This is a genomic window from Acidimicrobiia bacterium (assembly GCA_030584185.1).
Classification (GTDB): Bacteria; Actinomycetota; Acidimicrobiia; order Spongiisociales; family UBA11373.
Map to the genome: position 1 here is coordinate 1812361 of CP129495.1, position 14859 is coordinate 1827219.

At 65.7% G+C, this 14859-nt stretch carries 15 protein-coding genes, 1 tRNA gene and 2 other annotated features; of the genes, 9 read left to right on the forward strand and 7 right to left on the reverse strand.

All coding sequences use genetic code 11. The features are described 5' to 3' along the window. Nucleotides 1–5 precede the first annotated feature (5 nt). Both QY307_09370 and QY307_09375 read right to left on the reverse strand, forming a co-directional pair. Complete coding sequence (locus QY307_09370) at nucleotides 6–1094, reverse strand: ABC transporter substrate-binding protein (protein ID WKZ83788.1); 1089 nt, start codon at nucleotides 1092–1094, stop codon at nucleotides 6–8. An 89-nt stretch (nucleotides 1095–1183) separates the two neighbouring features. Then, nucleotides 1184–2242: an ABC transporter ATP-binding protein gene (locus QY307_09375; GenBank protein WKZ82281.1), complete on the reverse strand. Its 1059-nt coding sequence runs from the start codon at nucleotides 2240–2242 to the stop codon at nucleotides 1184–1186. A 200-nt stretch (nucleotides 2243–2442) separates the two neighbouring features. On the opposite strand from QY307_09375, the gene QY307_09380 reads away from it, so the two are divergent. The 7 genes from QY307_09380 (at nucleotide 2443) to QY307_09410 (ending at nucleotide 7829) form a co-directional block, all read left to right on the forward strand. Further along, entirely contained in the window at nucleotides 2443–3558 is a 1116-nt protein-coding gene (locus QY307_09380; GenBank protein ID WKZ82282.1) for a hypothetical protein, read from the forward strand. Nucleotides 3559–3592: 34 nt separating this feature from the next. Next, complete coding sequence (locus QY307_09385; protein ID WKZ82283.1) at nucleotides 3593–4018, forward strand: hypothetical protein; 426 nt, start codon at nucleotides 3593–3595, stop codon at nucleotides 4016–4018. Between the two features lie 50 nt (nucleotides 4019–4068). Continuing rightward, nucleotides 4069–4145: transfer RNA gene (locus tag QY307_09390), tRNA-Met, on the forward strand. Nucleotides 4146–4354: 209 nt separating this feature from the next. Continuing rightward, nucleotides 4355–4549 (forward strand): hypothetical protein, encoded by a 195-nt coding sequence (locus tag QY307_09395; GenBank protein WKZ82284.1) that lies wholly within the window; start codon nucleotides 4355–4357, stop codon nucleotides 4547–4549. Between the two features lie 170 nt (nucleotides 4550–4719). Continuing rightward, nucleotides 4720–5475, forward strand: coding sequence for a hypothetical protein (locus tag QY307_09400; GenBank protein ID WKZ82285.1), 756 nt, complete (start codon nucleotides 4720–4722; stop codon nucleotides 5473–5475). After that, the gene (locus QY307_09405) at nucleotides 5468–6262 is read left to right on the forward strand and encodes a hypothetical protein (GenBank protein ID WKZ82286.1); all 795 of its coding nucleotides are present in this window, start codon (nucleotides 5468–5470) and stop codon (nucleotides 6260–6262) included. Before QY307_09400 ends, QY307_09405 begins: the two co-directional genes overlap by 8 nt. 332 nt (nucleotides 6263–6594) lie before the next feature. Beyond that, a protein-coding gene (locus tag QY307_09410) for an IS3 family transposase (protein WKZ83789.1) occupies nucleotides 6595–7829 on the forward strand; the annotation gives its coding sequence in 2 pieces (ribosomal slippage) (nucleotides 6595–6880 and nucleotides 6880–7829; 1236 coding nt in all). Further along, nucleotides 6879–7010: a sequence feature (AL1L pseudoknot), on the forward strand. Its footprint overlaps the gene before it by 132 nt. Nucleotides 7830–8049: 220 nt before the next feature. Here QY307_09410 and QY307_09415 read toward each other — a convergent pair. From QY307_09415 to QY307_09425, 3 genes are all read right to left on the reverse strand, one after another. Next, on the reverse strand, nucleotides 8050–8391 hold the full coding sequence (locus tag QY307_09415; GenBank protein WKZ83790.1) for a YnfA family protein: 342 nt from the start codon (nucleotides 8389–8391) through the stop codon (nucleotides 8050–8052). A gap of 214 nt (nucleotides 8392–8605) precedes the next feature. After that, nucleotides 8606–8926, reverse strand: coding sequence for a metalloregulator ArsR/SmtB family transcription factor (locus QY307_09420; GenBank protein WKZ82287.1), 321 nt, complete (start codon nucleotides 8924–8926; stop codon nucleotides 8606–8608). Nucleotides 8927–9104: 178 nt separating this feature from the next. Further along, entirely contained in the window at nucleotides 9105–11069 is a 1965-nt protein-coding gene (locus tag QY307_09425; protein WKZ82288.1) for a cation-translocating P-type ATPase, read from the reverse strand. A 362-nt stretch (nucleotides 11070–11431) separates the two neighbouring features. Here QY307_09425 and QY307_09430 point away from each other — a divergent pair, with 362 nt between their 5' ends. Beyond that, nucleotides 11432–11788: a metalloregulator ArsR/SmtB family transcription factor gene (locus QY307_09430; GenBank protein ID WKZ82289.1), complete on the forward strand. Its 357-nt coding sequence runs from the start codon at nucleotides 11432–11434 to the stop codon at nucleotides 11786–11788. Next, complete coding sequence (locus QY307_09435; GenBank protein ID WKZ82290.1) at nucleotides 11785–12687, forward strand: cation diffusion facilitator family transporter; 903 nt, start codon at nucleotides 11785–11787, stop codon at nucleotides 12685–12687. Before QY307_09430 ends, QY307_09435 begins: the two co-directional genes overlap by 4 nt. Nucleotides 12688–12906: 219 nt before the next feature. Here the strand turns inward: QY307_09435 and QY307_09440 are convergent, their stop codons facing one another. Together QY307_09440 and QY307_09445 are read right to left on the reverse strand one after the other, a co-directional pair. After that, a complete protein-coding gene (locus QY307_09440) occupies nucleotides 12907–13494 on the reverse strand; it encodes a DUF3179 domain-containing (seleno)protein (GenBank protein ID WKZ82291.1) in 588 nt (195 codons plus the stop codon). Between the two features lie 42 nt (nucleotides 13495–13536). Continuing rightward, nucleotides 13537–14771 (reverse strand): IS3 family transposase gene (locus tag QY307_09445; GenBank protein WKZ83791.1). Its coding sequence is split into 2 segments (ribosomal slippage): nucleotides 13537–14486 and nucleotides 14486–14771, totalling 1236 coding nucleotides; the frame shifts between segments, so codons are not numbered across the junction. Further along, nucleotides 14356–14487 (reverse strand) — a sequence feature (AL1L pseudoknot). It overlaps the preceding gene by 132 nt. Nucleotides 14772–14859: the final 88 nt, after the last annotated feature.

Below are 14859 nucleotides of genomic sequence, written 5' to 3' on the forward strand. Positions count from 1 at the left end.
ATGCGTCATCTGCCGCCGATCACGGCGACCGATGCGGTCACCCACTCGTGATAGGGGACGCACTCCCCTCCGAGGCCGAAGCAGTCCGCCTGAGGCGTCTTCCAGAAGTGGATCTGGTCGAAGTTCCCCAGGCCGTTGGTCTCGCAACCCCCTTCGCCGAGGAGCTCGTTGCCGGTGCATGCCTCGAGGTTCGAGGGCACCGAGCCGAACCACGCCGCCAGGTCACCCTGGAGGTTCGGGTTCAGCGACCATTCCAGCCACATGTAGGCGCAGTTCGGGTGCTGGGCGTTGGCGTGCATCATCGTGGTGTCGGCCCAGCCGGTCGCCCCCTCCTCGGGGAGGACGCTGGCGACCGGGACCCCGGTGAACTGCCCGTAGTTGACCTGGAACGGCCACGAAGTGGCTGCGGCCACGCCCTCGTTGGCGAAGTCGTCCAGCTGCACGAATGCGTCGTGCCAGTACCGGAACACCAGCTCGCGTTGCTGGCGCATCAGATCGAGGGCGGCGTTGAACTGGTCACGGTTCAGGGCGTAGGGGTCGGTGATCCCCAGCTCCGGCTGGTGATGCATCAGGTAGAGGGCGGCGTCGGCGATGTAGATCGGGCCGTCATAGGCCTCGATCCGGCCCTTGTTGCTCTCACCGTCGGGCAGCGTCTGCTCCTCCCAGACCACGTTCCACGAGGTCGGCGGGGTGTCGCCGAAGACGTCGGTGCGGTACATCAGCACGTTGGAGCCCCACTGGTAGGGGACGCCGTAGTGCTTGTCGTCGACGAAGTGCCACGGCGCCTCCTTGAGGCGGTCGTCCACCTTGCTCCACGACTCGATGAGGTCGGTGTTGATCTCCTGCACCGTGCCGCCGGCGATGAGCCGGAGGCTGGCGTCTCCCGAGGCGGTCACCAGGTCGTACTCGTTGGAGCCCTGCATCAGGGCCACCATCTCGTCCGAGGTGGCGGCCACCTTGACCTCGACGGCGCATCCGGTCTCCTCCTCGAATCCGGTCACCCAGTCGAATGCGGGGTCGGTCTCGCCCCGCTCGATGTAGCCGGCCCAGGCGACGATCACGACCTTGCCCTCGCCGTCGCCGATCTCGGTCATCGGGCCGCCAGGGTCACCGGCGTCGTCGTCCCCACACGCCGCTGCCACCAGGGCCAGCAGCGTCACGAGCGCCCACCATCGGCGCTTGGTCATGGCATACCTCCTTGTTGTCCCTCCGTGTCCGCACCGAGGCGCCGGCACGAGCTCGAAGCCCATTGCAGGTGGACCGGGGCTCCGAGGAGCCCCCGTTCCCTATGGGGGGCGTCGAGGTTCTGCCGCACCACCTCGAGCGTGGTGTCGTGTCCCACCTCGACGGCATATCTGGTGAACATGCCGAGGTAGACCACGTCGACCACCGTTCCGCCGACGTCACAGGTGGAAGCGTCCGCAGGCGGCGCCTCTCCGGTGTGCAGCGAGATCTTCTCCGGGCGAACCGTGAACGCCGCGGCGGTCCCGGTGAGCGCCTCGGCCAGGGGTGCCGGCACGATGTTGGAGATCCCGACGAACCCGGCGACGAACTCGCTTCGGGGCGCCTCGTACACCTCCTGGGGTGGTCCCACCTGCTCCACCCGGCCCTGGTTGAACACGGCGAGGCGGTCGCTCATGTTGAGCGCCTCCTCCTGGTCGTGGGTGACGTAGATGAATGTGATCCCCACGTCGCGCTGGATCGACTTCAGCTCCACCTGCATGGCGTGGCGCAGCTTGAGGTCGAGGGCGCCCAGGGGCTCGTCGAGGAGAACCACCCGGGGGCGGTTGATGAGTGCCCGGGCCAGGGCCACCCGCTGCCGCTGGCCGCCGGAGAGCTGACCCGGCTTGCGATCCCCGAACCCGGCGAGGTGGACCAGGTCCAGGGCCTCGTCGACCCGCCGTTCCAGTTCGGGTCGAGGGGTGCCCTTCACCATCAGCCCGTAGCCGACGTTGTGGCGCACCGTCAGGTGGGGGAAGAGGGCGTAGTCCTGGAACACGGTGTTGACGTCGCGCTGGTAGGGGGCGAGGCCGGTGACGTCCTCGCCGTGGAGGAGCACTCGGCCTGCGGTCGGTGTCTCGAACCCGGCGATCATCCGCAGGCAGGTGGTCTTGCCCGAGCCGGAAGGGCCGAGGAGGGAGAAGAACTCGCCGTCGGCGATCTCCAGATCGATGTGGTCGACGGCGACCACCCGGTCGAAATGCTTGGAGATCCCGGAGAGGGTCACGGCGGCCGTGGTCAAGCCGGCCCTCCGAGGCGGACATCATCGAGGCGACCGGAGTCGCAAGTCTTCCTGTGGTGCCAGCCGAACACGGTCATGGCCAACCCTGCCAGAGAGCCCCCTCCCCGAGACCGGCAACGCTAGCGGGGCGCCCCCGGGCCGCGCCTTCCAAACCGAGCGGGGATTTCGCCGGGTTCCGGCATCCAGCCGCAGGTGGGAAGATGGGTGTGACCGCGATACGGGAGGTCCCCTTGGACATCGTCGATCCGTCCGCCATCGACTCGCTGGTCACCGCCACCGAGTCGCCCGCCGTCTCCATATACATGCCCGCCCATCGTGCCGGGCCCGGGATCCAGCAGGATCCGATCCGCCTGAAGAATCTGACCGCCGAGGCCGAGGCGGCGCTGGTGGAGCGGGGGATGAGAGCGCCAGACGTCGCTGACCTCTTGGCACCGGTGAGGGAACTGGTGGACGACGCCGGGTTCTGGCAGCACCAGGAGGATGGGCTGGCCGTGTTCCGCTCCCCGGAGCGGTTCGCCCACTATCGGGTGCCGCTCTCGTTCCAGCCGCTGGCGGTGGTGGAGGATGCGTTCTTCGTGTCGCCGCTGCTGCCGGTGATGAGCCGGGGGGAGCGCTTCCATGTGCTCGCCCTCAGCGAGAACCAGGTGCGGCTGCTGTGGGGGAGCAGGTTCCGGGTGGGGGAGGTGGATCTCGGCGACGACGTCCCGGCAAGCCTGGCCGAGGCGCTGTGGTTCGAGGACCCGGAGCGGCAGTTGCAGTTCTTCCAGGCGGGCCGGGTGGGGGCGGGACGGATGACCGCCACCTTCTTCGGTCACGGCGGGGGGAAGGAGGACACCCAGGACCGGCTGGAGAGGTTCTACCGGGCGGTGGACAAGGGACTGCAGAGCCTGATCCCCAACGGCTCGCCGGTGGTGCTCGCCGGGGTGGAGCGGATGATCGCCGGCTACCGGGCGATCACCCGGTTGGAGGGGGTGCTGCCGGTGGGGGTGGAGGGGAACCCGGAGCACGCCACCGCCGAGTGGCTGCACCAGCAGGCTTGGCCCCTGGTGGAGCCCGTGTTCGCCGCCGACAGGGGAGCAGCCGCCGAGGACTTCCTGGCGGCACGCCACCCGGTGACCGCCGACGTGGACGAGACGGTGCGGATGGCCGAGGAGGGTCGGGTGGCGGCGGCGTTCATCCCCAGGGGATTGCCCGCCGCCGATCACCGGCTGGACCGGGCGGCCGCCGCCATCTGGCGCACCAAGGGGGATGTCTGGATCGTGTCCCCCGAGGAGGTCCCGGGTGGCGGTCCGGTGGCGGCGGTGCTGCGCTACTGAGGAACCGCAGGTTCGCCCAATCCGTCGAAGGGGTATGAGGTCGCGTCTGCTCCCGGTGTTGCTGGTGGTCGCCGCCTGTGGCGGGACGGCCACGGCCACCACCACGGTGCCTGGCGGCCTCTCCGGTTCGATCCGGGTGAGCGGCGGGATCGCCGGGATCGACGAGACCTGGGGTTTGGCATCCGACGGGATGGTGAACGGGCCGCTCGGGAGGTCGGGGAGCCTCACCCCCGACCAGGTCGAGGAGTTGGCCGATGCCGTGGTCGACGCCGGGTTCTTCGACCTCGATCCCGAGTACCTGCCCGAGGATCGGTGCTGTGACAGGTTCACCTACGAGTTGACCATCACCCAGGGCGGGCGCACCCACACCGTGACCACCATCGACGCCGCCGACGCCCCCGATGGGCTGTTCGCCCTGATCGGGTCATGGCTGGACGCAATGCGGGGGTCGGTGGGCTGACCCCGGCATTGCGCAGCCGCCGGGCCTCCCGTACACTCGGGGTCCAACGACGCGGGGTGGAGCAGTCTGGTAGCTCGTCGGGCTCATAACCCGAAGGTCGCGGGTTCAAATCCCGCCCCCGCTACCACCGAAAAACCCTTGCACCGCAAGGGTTTTTCGCTTGTCAGGCCCCTGTCTCAACCTGGCTCTTGAGGGCTCCATCGCACATCCATCGCACACGCCGATCACAACGAGACGTGCCAAGGCGCAGCGGGTGGGCTCCTTAGAGAGGTCTGTAACTCGGAGGTTGTGAGGGCTCCCAAGGTCCTCAGTGGGGAGGGTGGCTACCCTTGGCACGTGACTGGATCACTTCTTCGGACTCTTGCCACGCAGCGTGAGCCGTCCGAACCGATCAGCGTTCGGTACGACGAGGCGATGAAGATCAGCCTCGTCTACGAGGACGACCGGTGGGTACCGAGCTGGGAGTCACGGAAGGTCCAGAACACCAAGAAGTGCGACCACGAGACGGGTGAGGACCAGAAGGGCGCTTGAGGACATCCACGGCTGCCATCCTCACGAACGAACGGGACTTCGCTGCCGATGTCGTTGTCCATCGGCTCCACGAGCTCGGAGTTGAGGTTCACCGAATCAATTACGAGGCTGCACGCACAAGCGAAGTCCCACCCTGGAGCCCATCGACGTCGGATCGCGACGGCGAGCCCATGCCGAGCGTCGTGTGGTGGCGGCAGTTCGAGACCGATGAGAGCCCAGAAACCTTGCAGGACGTGGACGATCTCTTGGTCGAGCGGACTCAGTGGCGGGCATGGGTTGCCACGCTTGCATCACCGAACAGCACCTGGATGAACGACCTCTGGGCTGCCCGGCGTGCCGAGAACAAGGTCGAACAGCTCCGCGTGGCGAAGTCGGTGGGGTTCAATGTCCCGCCGACTCTCATCACGAACGATCGGTTCAGGGCGATTGAATTCGAACAAGCCGTCGGCCCAGCGGTGGTCAAGACACTCTCCGCCGCCTATTTCTCGTTCTCTGACAAGTCGTTCGTATTCACCGAGCGCCTCGATCAAGCCACCGCCCTGCCAGCCGAAGCCTGGCATGCCGCGCCGGTCGTCATCCAACAGCTCATCGAAGGCGGACTCGACGCAAGGGTCGTGTCTCTCGCTGGCCGCTGCTTCGCAGGCCGGTGCCGGAGCCGCGGACTTGACTGGCGGAAGACACCCTTCGATCCGGAGCTCTGGGAGCCATGGAATGCGCCTGAGCAGATTGTGCATGCGTGCGAGTCCTATCGCGCAAGGCTTGGCCTGGAGTTCGCCGCCTTCGATTTCATGATCACCTCGGAGTCCATCTTCTTCTTGGAGGCCAATCAAGCTGGAGAGTGGCTGTTCCTCGACAGGGCACTCGACCTCGGCGTCGGCCTCGCGATCGCAGACCGGCTCGTCTCGCTGGGCAGTACTCGTGACTGACGAAGTCGCTCCGGACGAGGGCAACGCCGCAAGATCTTCGAGCGAATCGAAAACCGCCTACAGCCCTTCGGTGGTGATGCGGTTGAATCGCTCTCTGAGCCCAGTGTTCGGCCTGTGCCGGTCTTTCTGGTTCAACTCGAGGATCCGGATTCCTGAACGGGAGACCCTCGTGGCCGATTGGTCGACTGCGCTCGACACCAAGGAGGCTCAGGCCAGGCGAGCCGTCACAATCGGACGCGCCTACGACGACGCGGTAACCAGAGGTATCCGCGTCGAGGCAAAGGCAGTCGGCCTCCTCCAGGTCATTGCGATCGCCTTCGCCGTGGTCACCCTCGTGTTGAGTCGGCAGGACCTCGTGATCCGCGGTGTAGCGCTAGCAGCGCTCGTCTTTCTCACCTCAGCCACGTGGGGCGCACTGGAGGCACTCCGCGCTCGACCGCGACCGCAGGCCCTGGTGCGGACTGCGCTAACAGCCTCCGACGGACTCGTGGAGACAGCGGCCGCGGCCGAGCAACTCGAGTCCCTTCACCTGTACTCATCCAACTTCCTCGCGGGCGTGGTACGAGATCTGGCCGTCGGTGGAGCAATCGCCCTACTGGCGTTGGTACTCGTCGGACTTGGGAGAGGAGATGCGGAACCCGTGCCGCTGCCAGCACAGACGACGACGATTCCAACCTCTACGACGGAGGCCGGTGCTCTTGGCGGCGACCATGGCGAGGTCGGCCAGCTCGGCCCCCTGGAACTCGCCGGAGAGGCTCAACCCGTGTTGGCGGTCACGGTTCGGTGAGCCACGACCAGACGAACTCGCAACGCCATGATCTCCATCCAGGTGATGGGCCGTAGGATTCGGTGCCCCGCGTGACAGGTCCATTCGACATGGCTCATGGGTTGAACGAGTTCTCAATCGCCGGAAAGCGCTACCTGCTCGTCGGTGTTTCCGCCAGCCACCTTGCGGGTCTCGCCGGTGGCGACGTGCCGGGGCGTGGCGCACTGGCGGAATGGCGCACCGGGGTGGAACCCTGGGCCGCCTCGTACAATCTCGATTCGCTCCGGGATCCGATCTGGAACCTGAACCTCCCCGGGTTTCTTGGAGGCTCCGACCTTTGGGAGGATGGAGCCATGACACGGAGACAGCAGGGGAAGTATCCGAACGAGGTGCGCCGTCGGACGGTGCGTCTGGTGTTGGAGCATCGTGACGAGTACGCCTCGGAGTGGGCGGCGATCACGTCGATAGCGGCCAAGTCGGGGATGACGGCTGAGACGTTGCGCAAGTGGGTGCGCCAGGTCGAGGTCGATGAGGGCCGGCGGCCGGGGGTGACGTCGGAGGAGTCGGTGCGGGTCCGGGAGCTGCAGCGCGAGAACCGGGAGCTGCGTCGGGCGAATGAGATCCTCAAGGCGGCGTCGGCTTTCTTCGCGGCGGAGCTCGACCGCCCACAGCAGAGATGATCGGGTTCATCGACGCTCACAAGGGGCGTCGCACTGAGGGTCTTGTTTGGGGAGTCGAGCCGATCTGCGCGGTGTTGCCGATCGCTTCTCAGACCTACTACGCGGCCCGGTCCCGGCCGGCTTCGGCGAGACGGCTGCGCGACGAGGCCCTCGAGGCCGAGGTGCTGCGGGTATGGGAGCAGAACTACTCGGTGTATGGGGCCCCGAAGATCTGGGCGCAGCTGAACCGAGAAGGCATCATCGTGGCCCGTTGCACGGTGGAGCGTCTCATGCGCCGGTTGGGTATTCGCGGCGCCATCCGTGGCGGAGGACCCCGGACCACGAGAAGCGACCCGGCCGATGAGCGTCCCGCCGACCTGGTGGATCGGGACTTCACCGCCGAGGCTCCCGACACCAAGTGGGTGGCGGACTTCACCTATGTGCGCACCCGTTCGGGGTTCGTGTATGCGGCGTTTGTCATCGACTGCTACGCACGAGCCATCGTGGGCTGGAACGTGGCGCGGCGCATGACCACCGACCTGGTACTCACCGCACTCGAACAGGCCATCTGGGACCGACTCGGAGCCGGCGTCGTGGCCGGTCTCGTCTGCCACACCGACGCCGGAGCGCAGTACTTGTCGATTCGTCACACCGAACGACTCGCTCAAGCCGGCATCGACCCGTCGGTGGGATCCATCGGCGACAGCTATGACAATGCCCTGGCGGAGTCGATCATCGGGCTCTACAAGACCGAGCTCGTCTCGAACCTAGGACCCTGGCACGGCTGCGACGATCTCGAACTCGAGACCCTGCTCTGGGTCGACTGGTGGAACCACCGTCGACTCATGGGCACCTCCACCCCCGACGAAAAGGAGGCCACCTACTACCTTCAGAACACCACCATCGAAGCGATGACACTCAAGACATGAAGCCTCTACCAAACCCGGGGAGGTTCATCGAGGCTCGGCAGTGCCCACCCCTCCGATTCCCCTCCATCGCACATCCATCGCACAAGAGAGTGTGATGGGACGGTGGAGAACGCGAAATGACGCGAACCAAGAACGCCGTCTGAGCAGGCATTTCGCCCGTTTCCCCAGGTCGGCGGCTAACCCGGACTCGGGCTCATAATTCGAAGAGGTGCTGTTGGGGTCACCCGGCTGCGCGGGGCGCGTACATGATGACGGCGACACCGATGAGACAGATGCCCGCTCCGATGATGTCGTATCGGTCGGGCCGGAATCCGTCGAAGATGATCCCCCAGGCGAGGCTGCCAGCGACGAAGACTCCGCCGTAGGCGGCAAGGATCCGCCCGAAGTGGGGGCTGGGCTGGAGGGTGGCGACGAACCCGTACAGGCCGAGAGCGATCACGCCGGCCCCGACGAACACGAGGCCCCGTTTCTCGCGCACTCCCTGCCAGACGAGCCAGGCACCGCCAATCTCGGCGATGGCGGCGAGGACGAACAGGCCAATAGAGGTGAGGACGGTCATGATGTCGACTCTATGGTCGGGGCATCCTGTGCGTTCTGTTTAGATCATTTCGGGGGATTGGCCGTCGAGTAGGCTTTGTGCGTCCTCTCTGAGGACTACTCCGAGCAGGTTCCCTTGTGGTGTTGCGGCGATGACCATTTGTGTCGGACGGGGCTCCATCCGTTGCACAAGCTTGTCGAGGGCACCGTTTGGTCCTCCGGTATCTTGGAGGACGACGTCACCTGTCGAGCCGGTAGTTGGGGCACAGCTCGATCTTCTGACCTGATAGGGCCAGCAGCTCTTCGGCGGACCGTAACGCTGCCACCACTTCGGGGGCGGAGATCCGGTAGAAGATTTGTCGCCCTTCGGGGCGGTCATCCACTAGCCCACAGTCCTTGAGGCAGGCCACATGTCCCGAGATGTTCGACTGTGATCCGCCCAGCCGGTCGACTAGGTCCTTGACCCGCAGTTCGCCCGCTTCGGCTAGTTCTTCGAGGATTGACAGACGTGTCGGGTCGCCAAAGCCCCGGAACAGTTTCGCGGCGAGCTGCACTTCCATCCTGGTCTCAACACCCACGGTGTGACGTCTCCTCTTCTGAACGGCCGGGAGCGATAATAGCTGTGGTCGGCGATATCGGGCTGGGCTGCGTGTCCACTCTCTGTTGTCGAATGCGACTCGGTGGCATCTGCCTACACATTGCTGAGAGCCTTGATTGATGCGGGTTCAGAGGTCGGCTTCATAAGTGTGACTCGTGATGGGTTGGTGGGGGTGGGGCCGGGTTTCGGGCGCGGAGTCCGTTGAGGACGGCGATGATTTCGGAGACTTCGTGGACGAGAACGGCTCCGGCGATGGAGAGCCACCCGGTGACGGCGGATGGTATGAGGACTGCGAGGATGAGCACGGAGAACACGATGTTCTGACGGCTGATGTGCCGCGTTTTGCGTCCGAGGGCTACGGCGTATGGAAGGGTGCGGAGGTCGTCTCCCATCAGTGCCACGTCGGCGGCTTCGATGGCGGCGTCGGTGCCGGCCGTTCCCATGGCGATCCCGACGGTGGCGGTCGCCAGGGCGGGTGCGTCGTTGATTCCGTCGCCAACCATCGCCACTGGGCCGAGGGTGGTCTGTAGTTCGGTGACGGCCCGGCTCTTGTCGGCTGGTTTCAGTTCGGCGCGGACCTGGTCGATGCCGAGATGACCGGCGATGGCGGCGGCGGTGCGGGTGTTGTCGCCGGTGAGCATCACGATGTCGCGGATCCCGCTGTGGTGGAGACCCTGTATGGCTTGGGGTGCCTCGGGGCGGTATTCGTCGCGGAGGGCGACGAGGCCGATCACCTGGTCGGGGTGCCCGACCAGGACCACGGTCTTGCCTTCTTCTTGCAGCCCATCGATGATCCCGCGTTTGTCTTCGATGGCGGCTCCAATGTCTGCGAACAGGGTGGCACTGCCCACGTAGACGTCCTTTCCGTTGAGTTGGGCGCGGGCGCCGGCGCCGGTGAGGGCTTCGAAGGTGTCGGCCCGGCGCACCACGATGCCGTCGGCTTCGGCCCGCCGCACGATGGCTTGGGCCAGGGGATGTTCCGAGGAGGCCTCCACCGCGGCCGCGACGCGCAGCAACTCTTCTGGGTCGCTTGTGGCGAATGGGATCAGGTCGGTGACTTGGGGTGTCCCCCGGGTCAGGGTGCCGGTCTTGTCCATCGCCAGAACATGGACCAGGCCCAGGTTCTCGAGGTGGATCCCTCCTTTGATTAGCACCCCTCGCTTGCCGGCGGAACCGATTGCTGCGGCGACCGCGACCGGGGTGGACATGACCAAGGCACAGGGGGCGCCGGCCACCGCCAGGGTGACGGCCCGCCGAACCCACACCGACGGGTCACCACCAAGCAGCGTCGGCACTACCGCCAGCAGGGCGGCGCCGGCGAGGATGGCGGGGCTGTAGTAGGCGCCGAAACGGTCGATGAGCCGTTGTGTCTGGGTCTTTTCCTCTTGGGCTTCATCGACCAGGTGGATGATTTGGGACAGGGTGTTGTCGGCGAATGTCCGGGTCACGGTGACCTCGACCGCTCCGGTCAGGTTCAGTGTGCCGGCGAACACGTCGCTACCGGGTCCCTTCTCCACCGGTACCGATTCGCCGGTTACCGGGGATTCGTCCAGGCTCGTTGCACCGGAGAGGATCGTTCCGTCGGTGGCCAGGCTCTCACCTGGTCGCACCAGCATCACATCGCCAACGGCGAGCTCTTCTGCGGGCACGATGGTCTCGACACCGTTGCGGACCACGGTGGCTTCCTTGGGGGCCAGGTCGAGCAACGCTCGGATCGCGCCTCGGGTGCGGTCGTAGGTGAACTCTTCCAGACCCTCGGCGGCCCCGTACAGGAACGCCAAGAACGCGGCCTCCTCCCACAGACCCAACGCGGCAGAGCCAACGGTGGCGACTGCCATCAGCACGTCGATGTTGACCCGGGGTCTGGCAATCGCCTCGACCGCCTCGCGGCCCCAATGCGACGCCCCCAACAACGCAGCCACCACATACAGGCCGATCGCGATTCCCACCGGGATGACCTCGATGCGCTCCAGCACAAACGCCGTCGCCAGTACCAGACCAGAGATCAGAGCGTTGCGCAACGGCGGGAAGGCCCACCACCGACCCCGATACGGCTCCTCGTGCTCTGCGGTGTCGTCGTGTCCGGCTGCGTCCGGTTGCGTCATCACGTGGTCCTCGCCGATCGGCTCGCCAATATCAAACTGTCAGAAGCGATGATATCGGAAACTGCCGAACAATCGTGTCCTTCGCCGGACCGCCAGGGGCGAGATCGTCGACGGAGCGGAAGGGGAGTACGCCGACTCGACTCCGCTACTTCGGACCCGACCACGGCGCCAAGTTCCGCGACCACGCCAATGCCAACTTCAAAGGCATGGCCCGCATCAGGGTCAAACCCGACTGGGTCGAACTCATCGACCTTCAAACCGATATCCCAGCACCTAATGAGGCCCAGAAGCCAGGGTCGGCCGAGAGGATATCCGAATATCTGAGCTTGTATTCAGATGTTCGAAGTCATACTCTGGACAAGGTGGAATCTCGAGCTCCCGACTCTCATGGGCATGGCCCCCTGCCGGAAAGGCTGTTGGGTCTGGATGAGGCGCAACACCTCGCTGAGCGGTTCAAGCTGTTGGCGGATCCGAGCCGGCTGCGGATGATCTACGCGCTCTTGGAGGCGGGGGAGGTGTGTGTCAGCGACCTGGCCCGCCTGGTGGAGGTGAGCGAGTCGGCCACCAGCCACCAGCTTCGGCAGCTGCGGTTGGCGGGGCTGGTCCGGGCCCGCAAGCAGGGCAGGGAGGTGTTCTATCGGGTGGCCGACACCCACGTGCGGCTTCTTCTGGATGTGGCGGTCGAGCACTACCTCCACGGCCACGGCACAGACAGATGACCGCGGCTCACACCCATGTGCCCCGGGCGGGGCGTCGTCATCTCCGACCACTCGCCATCGCCTTCGGGCTGGTAGTCGTGTTCATGGTGGTCGAAGCCGTGGCCGGGTTCCTCACCGGGTCGTTGGCGTTGGTCTCCGACGCCGGGCACATGGCAACCGACGCACTCGGCCTTGGTATGGCGTTGGCGGCGATCGTCGCCGCCGACCGGACTTCAGCAGGGAACGGACGCACCTACGGTCTCTACCGGTTGGAGATCCTCGCCGCACTGGCCAACGCGGTGCTGCTGTTCGCCGTCGCCGGGTACGTCCTCTACGAGGCCGTCCAGCGCTTTCGGGAGCCGCCCGATGTAGCGACTGTGCCGATGCTGGCAGTGGCGGTCGCCGGGCTCGTCGTCAACATCATCGGATGGCGGCTCCTCCGCACCGGTGCCCAAGAGTCGCTCAACGTCAAGGGCGCCTACCTCGAGGTGCTGGCCGACCTAGCAGGGTCGGTCGGAGTCATCGCCGCCGCGCTGATCATGATCTCCACCGGCTGGGCATACGCCGATCCGCTCTTCGCTGCTCTCATCGGCCTCTTCATCCTTCCCCGGGCCTGGCGGCTCGGACACCAAGCCCTCCGCATCCTCGTCCAGGCTGCACCGCCCGGCCTCGATCTCGACCGGCTCCAATCCGAACTCGGCTCAATCCCAGGAGTGGTCGACGTGCACGACCTCCACGTGTGGACACTCACCTCCGAGATGGATGTCGCCACCGTCCACCTCATGACTACCGCCACCACAGATCCCCACTCGGTTCTCGACCAAGCCCGCGGCCTCCTTCAAGACGACTACCGGATCGACCACGCCACCCTCCAGGTGGAACCCGACACCCATCAAGGCTGCTCCGAAGTCAGCTGGTAGAGGGGGGCGAAACACACGGACCCTGATTGGGCAGGCGAACCTTGGCTATCAGTCGTGGTTGCCTTGCAGGCCTCTCTGCCTTCTCGAAGCACCAGATAGGCGATGCCCAGCGCGGCTATGGGATCGGCCCACAACCAGCCGAGCGTCGTTTTGAGAACCAACCGTCCCGGGAGGACCGCGGACAGCCAGGCGCAAAGAAACGTCTCGGCCGAGTCGGCGTCAGGGTCGCTCCTCGATCAGTTCGGTGTCGGGTCGGAAGGTCGACCAGGAGAACCAAAAGGTCCTGAGGTGGGTGATCGGCTCCAGAGTCTCACCGGTGAGAGGGCCGTCTGTGGCTTCACCGAGAATGTTCCAGGTGCTGCCGGTCTCCTCGTCGATGAAGCTGTCGCCTTCTGCCTGGAAGGTGAGCGTCTGGTCCTCGACGACGGGCGAGAAGACTCCTACGGTTCCCACTTCGCGTCCGCTCGCCACCGATGAGGTTTCGAGGGCGGACGCTTGTCCGGGCTTCCAGAATATGACGATCGGTTCACCGGCGAACTCGCCGACCGTCACGGTGGCCGTGTCTTCGTCTTCCCGGAGCGAGTCGAGGGTCCAAGCGACAGCGTCGTCTCCTTTCTCCATCGCCACCACTCGTTGCATTGCCTTCGCCCGCACGTCGACGTCACCGCGGAAGAGGAAGGGTTGGCCGTCGGGGTCGTCGAGCCCGGTGTATGGGTTGGTTCCGTAGGCCCGTTGAGCTCCGGTGCGGTTTCTGTCGAGGACCTTGGCATCGGGTTTCGACTCTTTGAAGTCGCCCCAGGCGACCATTCCCGATGGGATGAATGAACCTCCCCGGGTTTGGTAGAGGCTTCATGTCTTGAGTGTCATCGCTTCGATGGTGGTGTTCTGAAGGTAGTAGGTGGCCTCCTTCTCGGTGGGGGTGGAGGTGCCCATGAGTCGACGGTGGTTCCACCAGTCGACCCAGAGCAGGGTCTCGAGTTCGAGATCGTCGCAGCCGTGCCAGGGTCCTAGGTTCGAGACGAGCTCGGTCTTGTAGAGCCCGATGATCGACTCCGCCAGGGCATTGTCATAGCTGTCGCCGATGGATCCCACCGACGGGTCGATGCCGGCTTGAGCGAGTCGTTCGGTGTGACGAATCGACAAGTACTGCGCTCCGGCGTCGGTGTGGCAGACGAGACCGGCCACGACGCCGGCTCCGAGTCGGTCCCAGATGGCCTGTTCGAGTGCGGTGAGTACCAGGTCGGTGGTCATGCGCCGCGCCACGTTCCAGCCCACGATGGCTCGTGCGTAGCAGTCGATGACAAACGCCGCATACACGAACCCCGAACGGGTGCGCACATAGGTGAAGTCCGCCACCCACTTGGTGTCGGGAGCCTCGGCGGTGAAGTCCCGATCCACCAGGTCGGCGGGACGCTCATCGGCCGGGTCGCTTCTCGTGGTCCGGGGTCCTCCGCCACGGATGGCGCCGCGAATACCCAACCGGCGCATGAGACGCTCCACCGTGCAACGGGCCACGATGATGCCTTCTCGGTTCAGCTGCGCCCAGATCTTCGGGGCCCCATACACCGAGTAGTTCTGCTCCCATACCCGCAGCACCTCGGCCTCGAGGGCCTCGTCGCGCAGCCGTCTCGCCGAAGCCGGCCGGGACCGGGCCGCGTAGTAGGTCTGAGAAGCGATCGGCAACACCGCGCAGATCGGCTCGACTCCCCAAACAAGACCCTCAGTGCGACGCCCCTTGTGAGCGTCGATGAACCCGATCATCTCTGCTGTGGGCGGTCGAGCTCCGCCGCGAAGAAAGCCGACGCCGCCTTGAGGATCTCATTCGCCCGACGCAGCTCCCGGTTCTCGCGCTGCAGCTCCCGGACCCGCACCGACTCCTCCGACGTCACCCCCGGCCGCCGGCCCTCATCGACCTCGGCCTGGCGCACCCACTTGCGCAACGTCTCAGCCGTCATCCCCGACTTGGCCGCTATCGACGTGATCGCCGCCCACTCCGAGGCGTACTCGTCACGATGCTCCAACACCAGACGCACCGTCCGACGGCGCACCTCGTTCGGGTACTTCCCCTGCTGTCTCCGTGTCATGGCTCCATCCTCCCAAAGGTCGGAGCCTCCAAGAAACCCGGGGAGGTTCACTGCTTCAGCCTGCATCCCGGGGAGGATGTGCTGATAG

Bases quoted from the DNA above. Each gene is read 5' to 3' on its own strand.
- QY307_09370 (WKZ83788.1), bottom strand. From the start codon at position 1,094: ATGACCGAGATCGGCGACGGCGAGGGCAAGGTCGTGATCGTCGCCTGG.
- QY307_09380 (WKZ82282.1), top strand. From the start codon at position 2,443: ATGGGTGTGACCGCGATACGGGAGGTCCCCTTGGACATCGTCGATCCG.
- QY307_09385 (WKZ82283.1), top strand. From the start codon at position 3,593: ATGAGGTCGCGTCTGCTCCCGGTGTTGCTGGTGGTCGCCGCCTGTGGC.
- QY307_09400 (WKZ82285.1), top strand. From the start codon at position 4,720: ATGCCGAGCGTCGTGTGGTGGCGGCAGTTCGAGACCGATGAGAGCCCA.
- QY307_09420 (WKZ82287.1), bottom strand. From the start codon at position 8,926: ATGGAAGTGCAGCTCGCCGCGAAACTGTTCCGGGGCTTTGGCGACCCG.
- QY307_09425 (WKZ82288.1), bottom strand. From the start codon at position 11,069: ATGACGCAACCGGACGCAGCCGGACACGACGACACCGCAGAGCACGAG.
- QY307_09435 (WKZ82290.1), top strand. From the start codon at position 11,785: ATGACCGCGGCTCACACCCATGTGCCCCGGGCGGGGCGTCGTCATCTC.
- QY307_09440 (WKZ82291.1), bottom strand. From the start codon at position 13,494: ATGGTCGCCTGGGGCGACTTCAAAGAGTCGAAACCCGATGCCAAGGTC.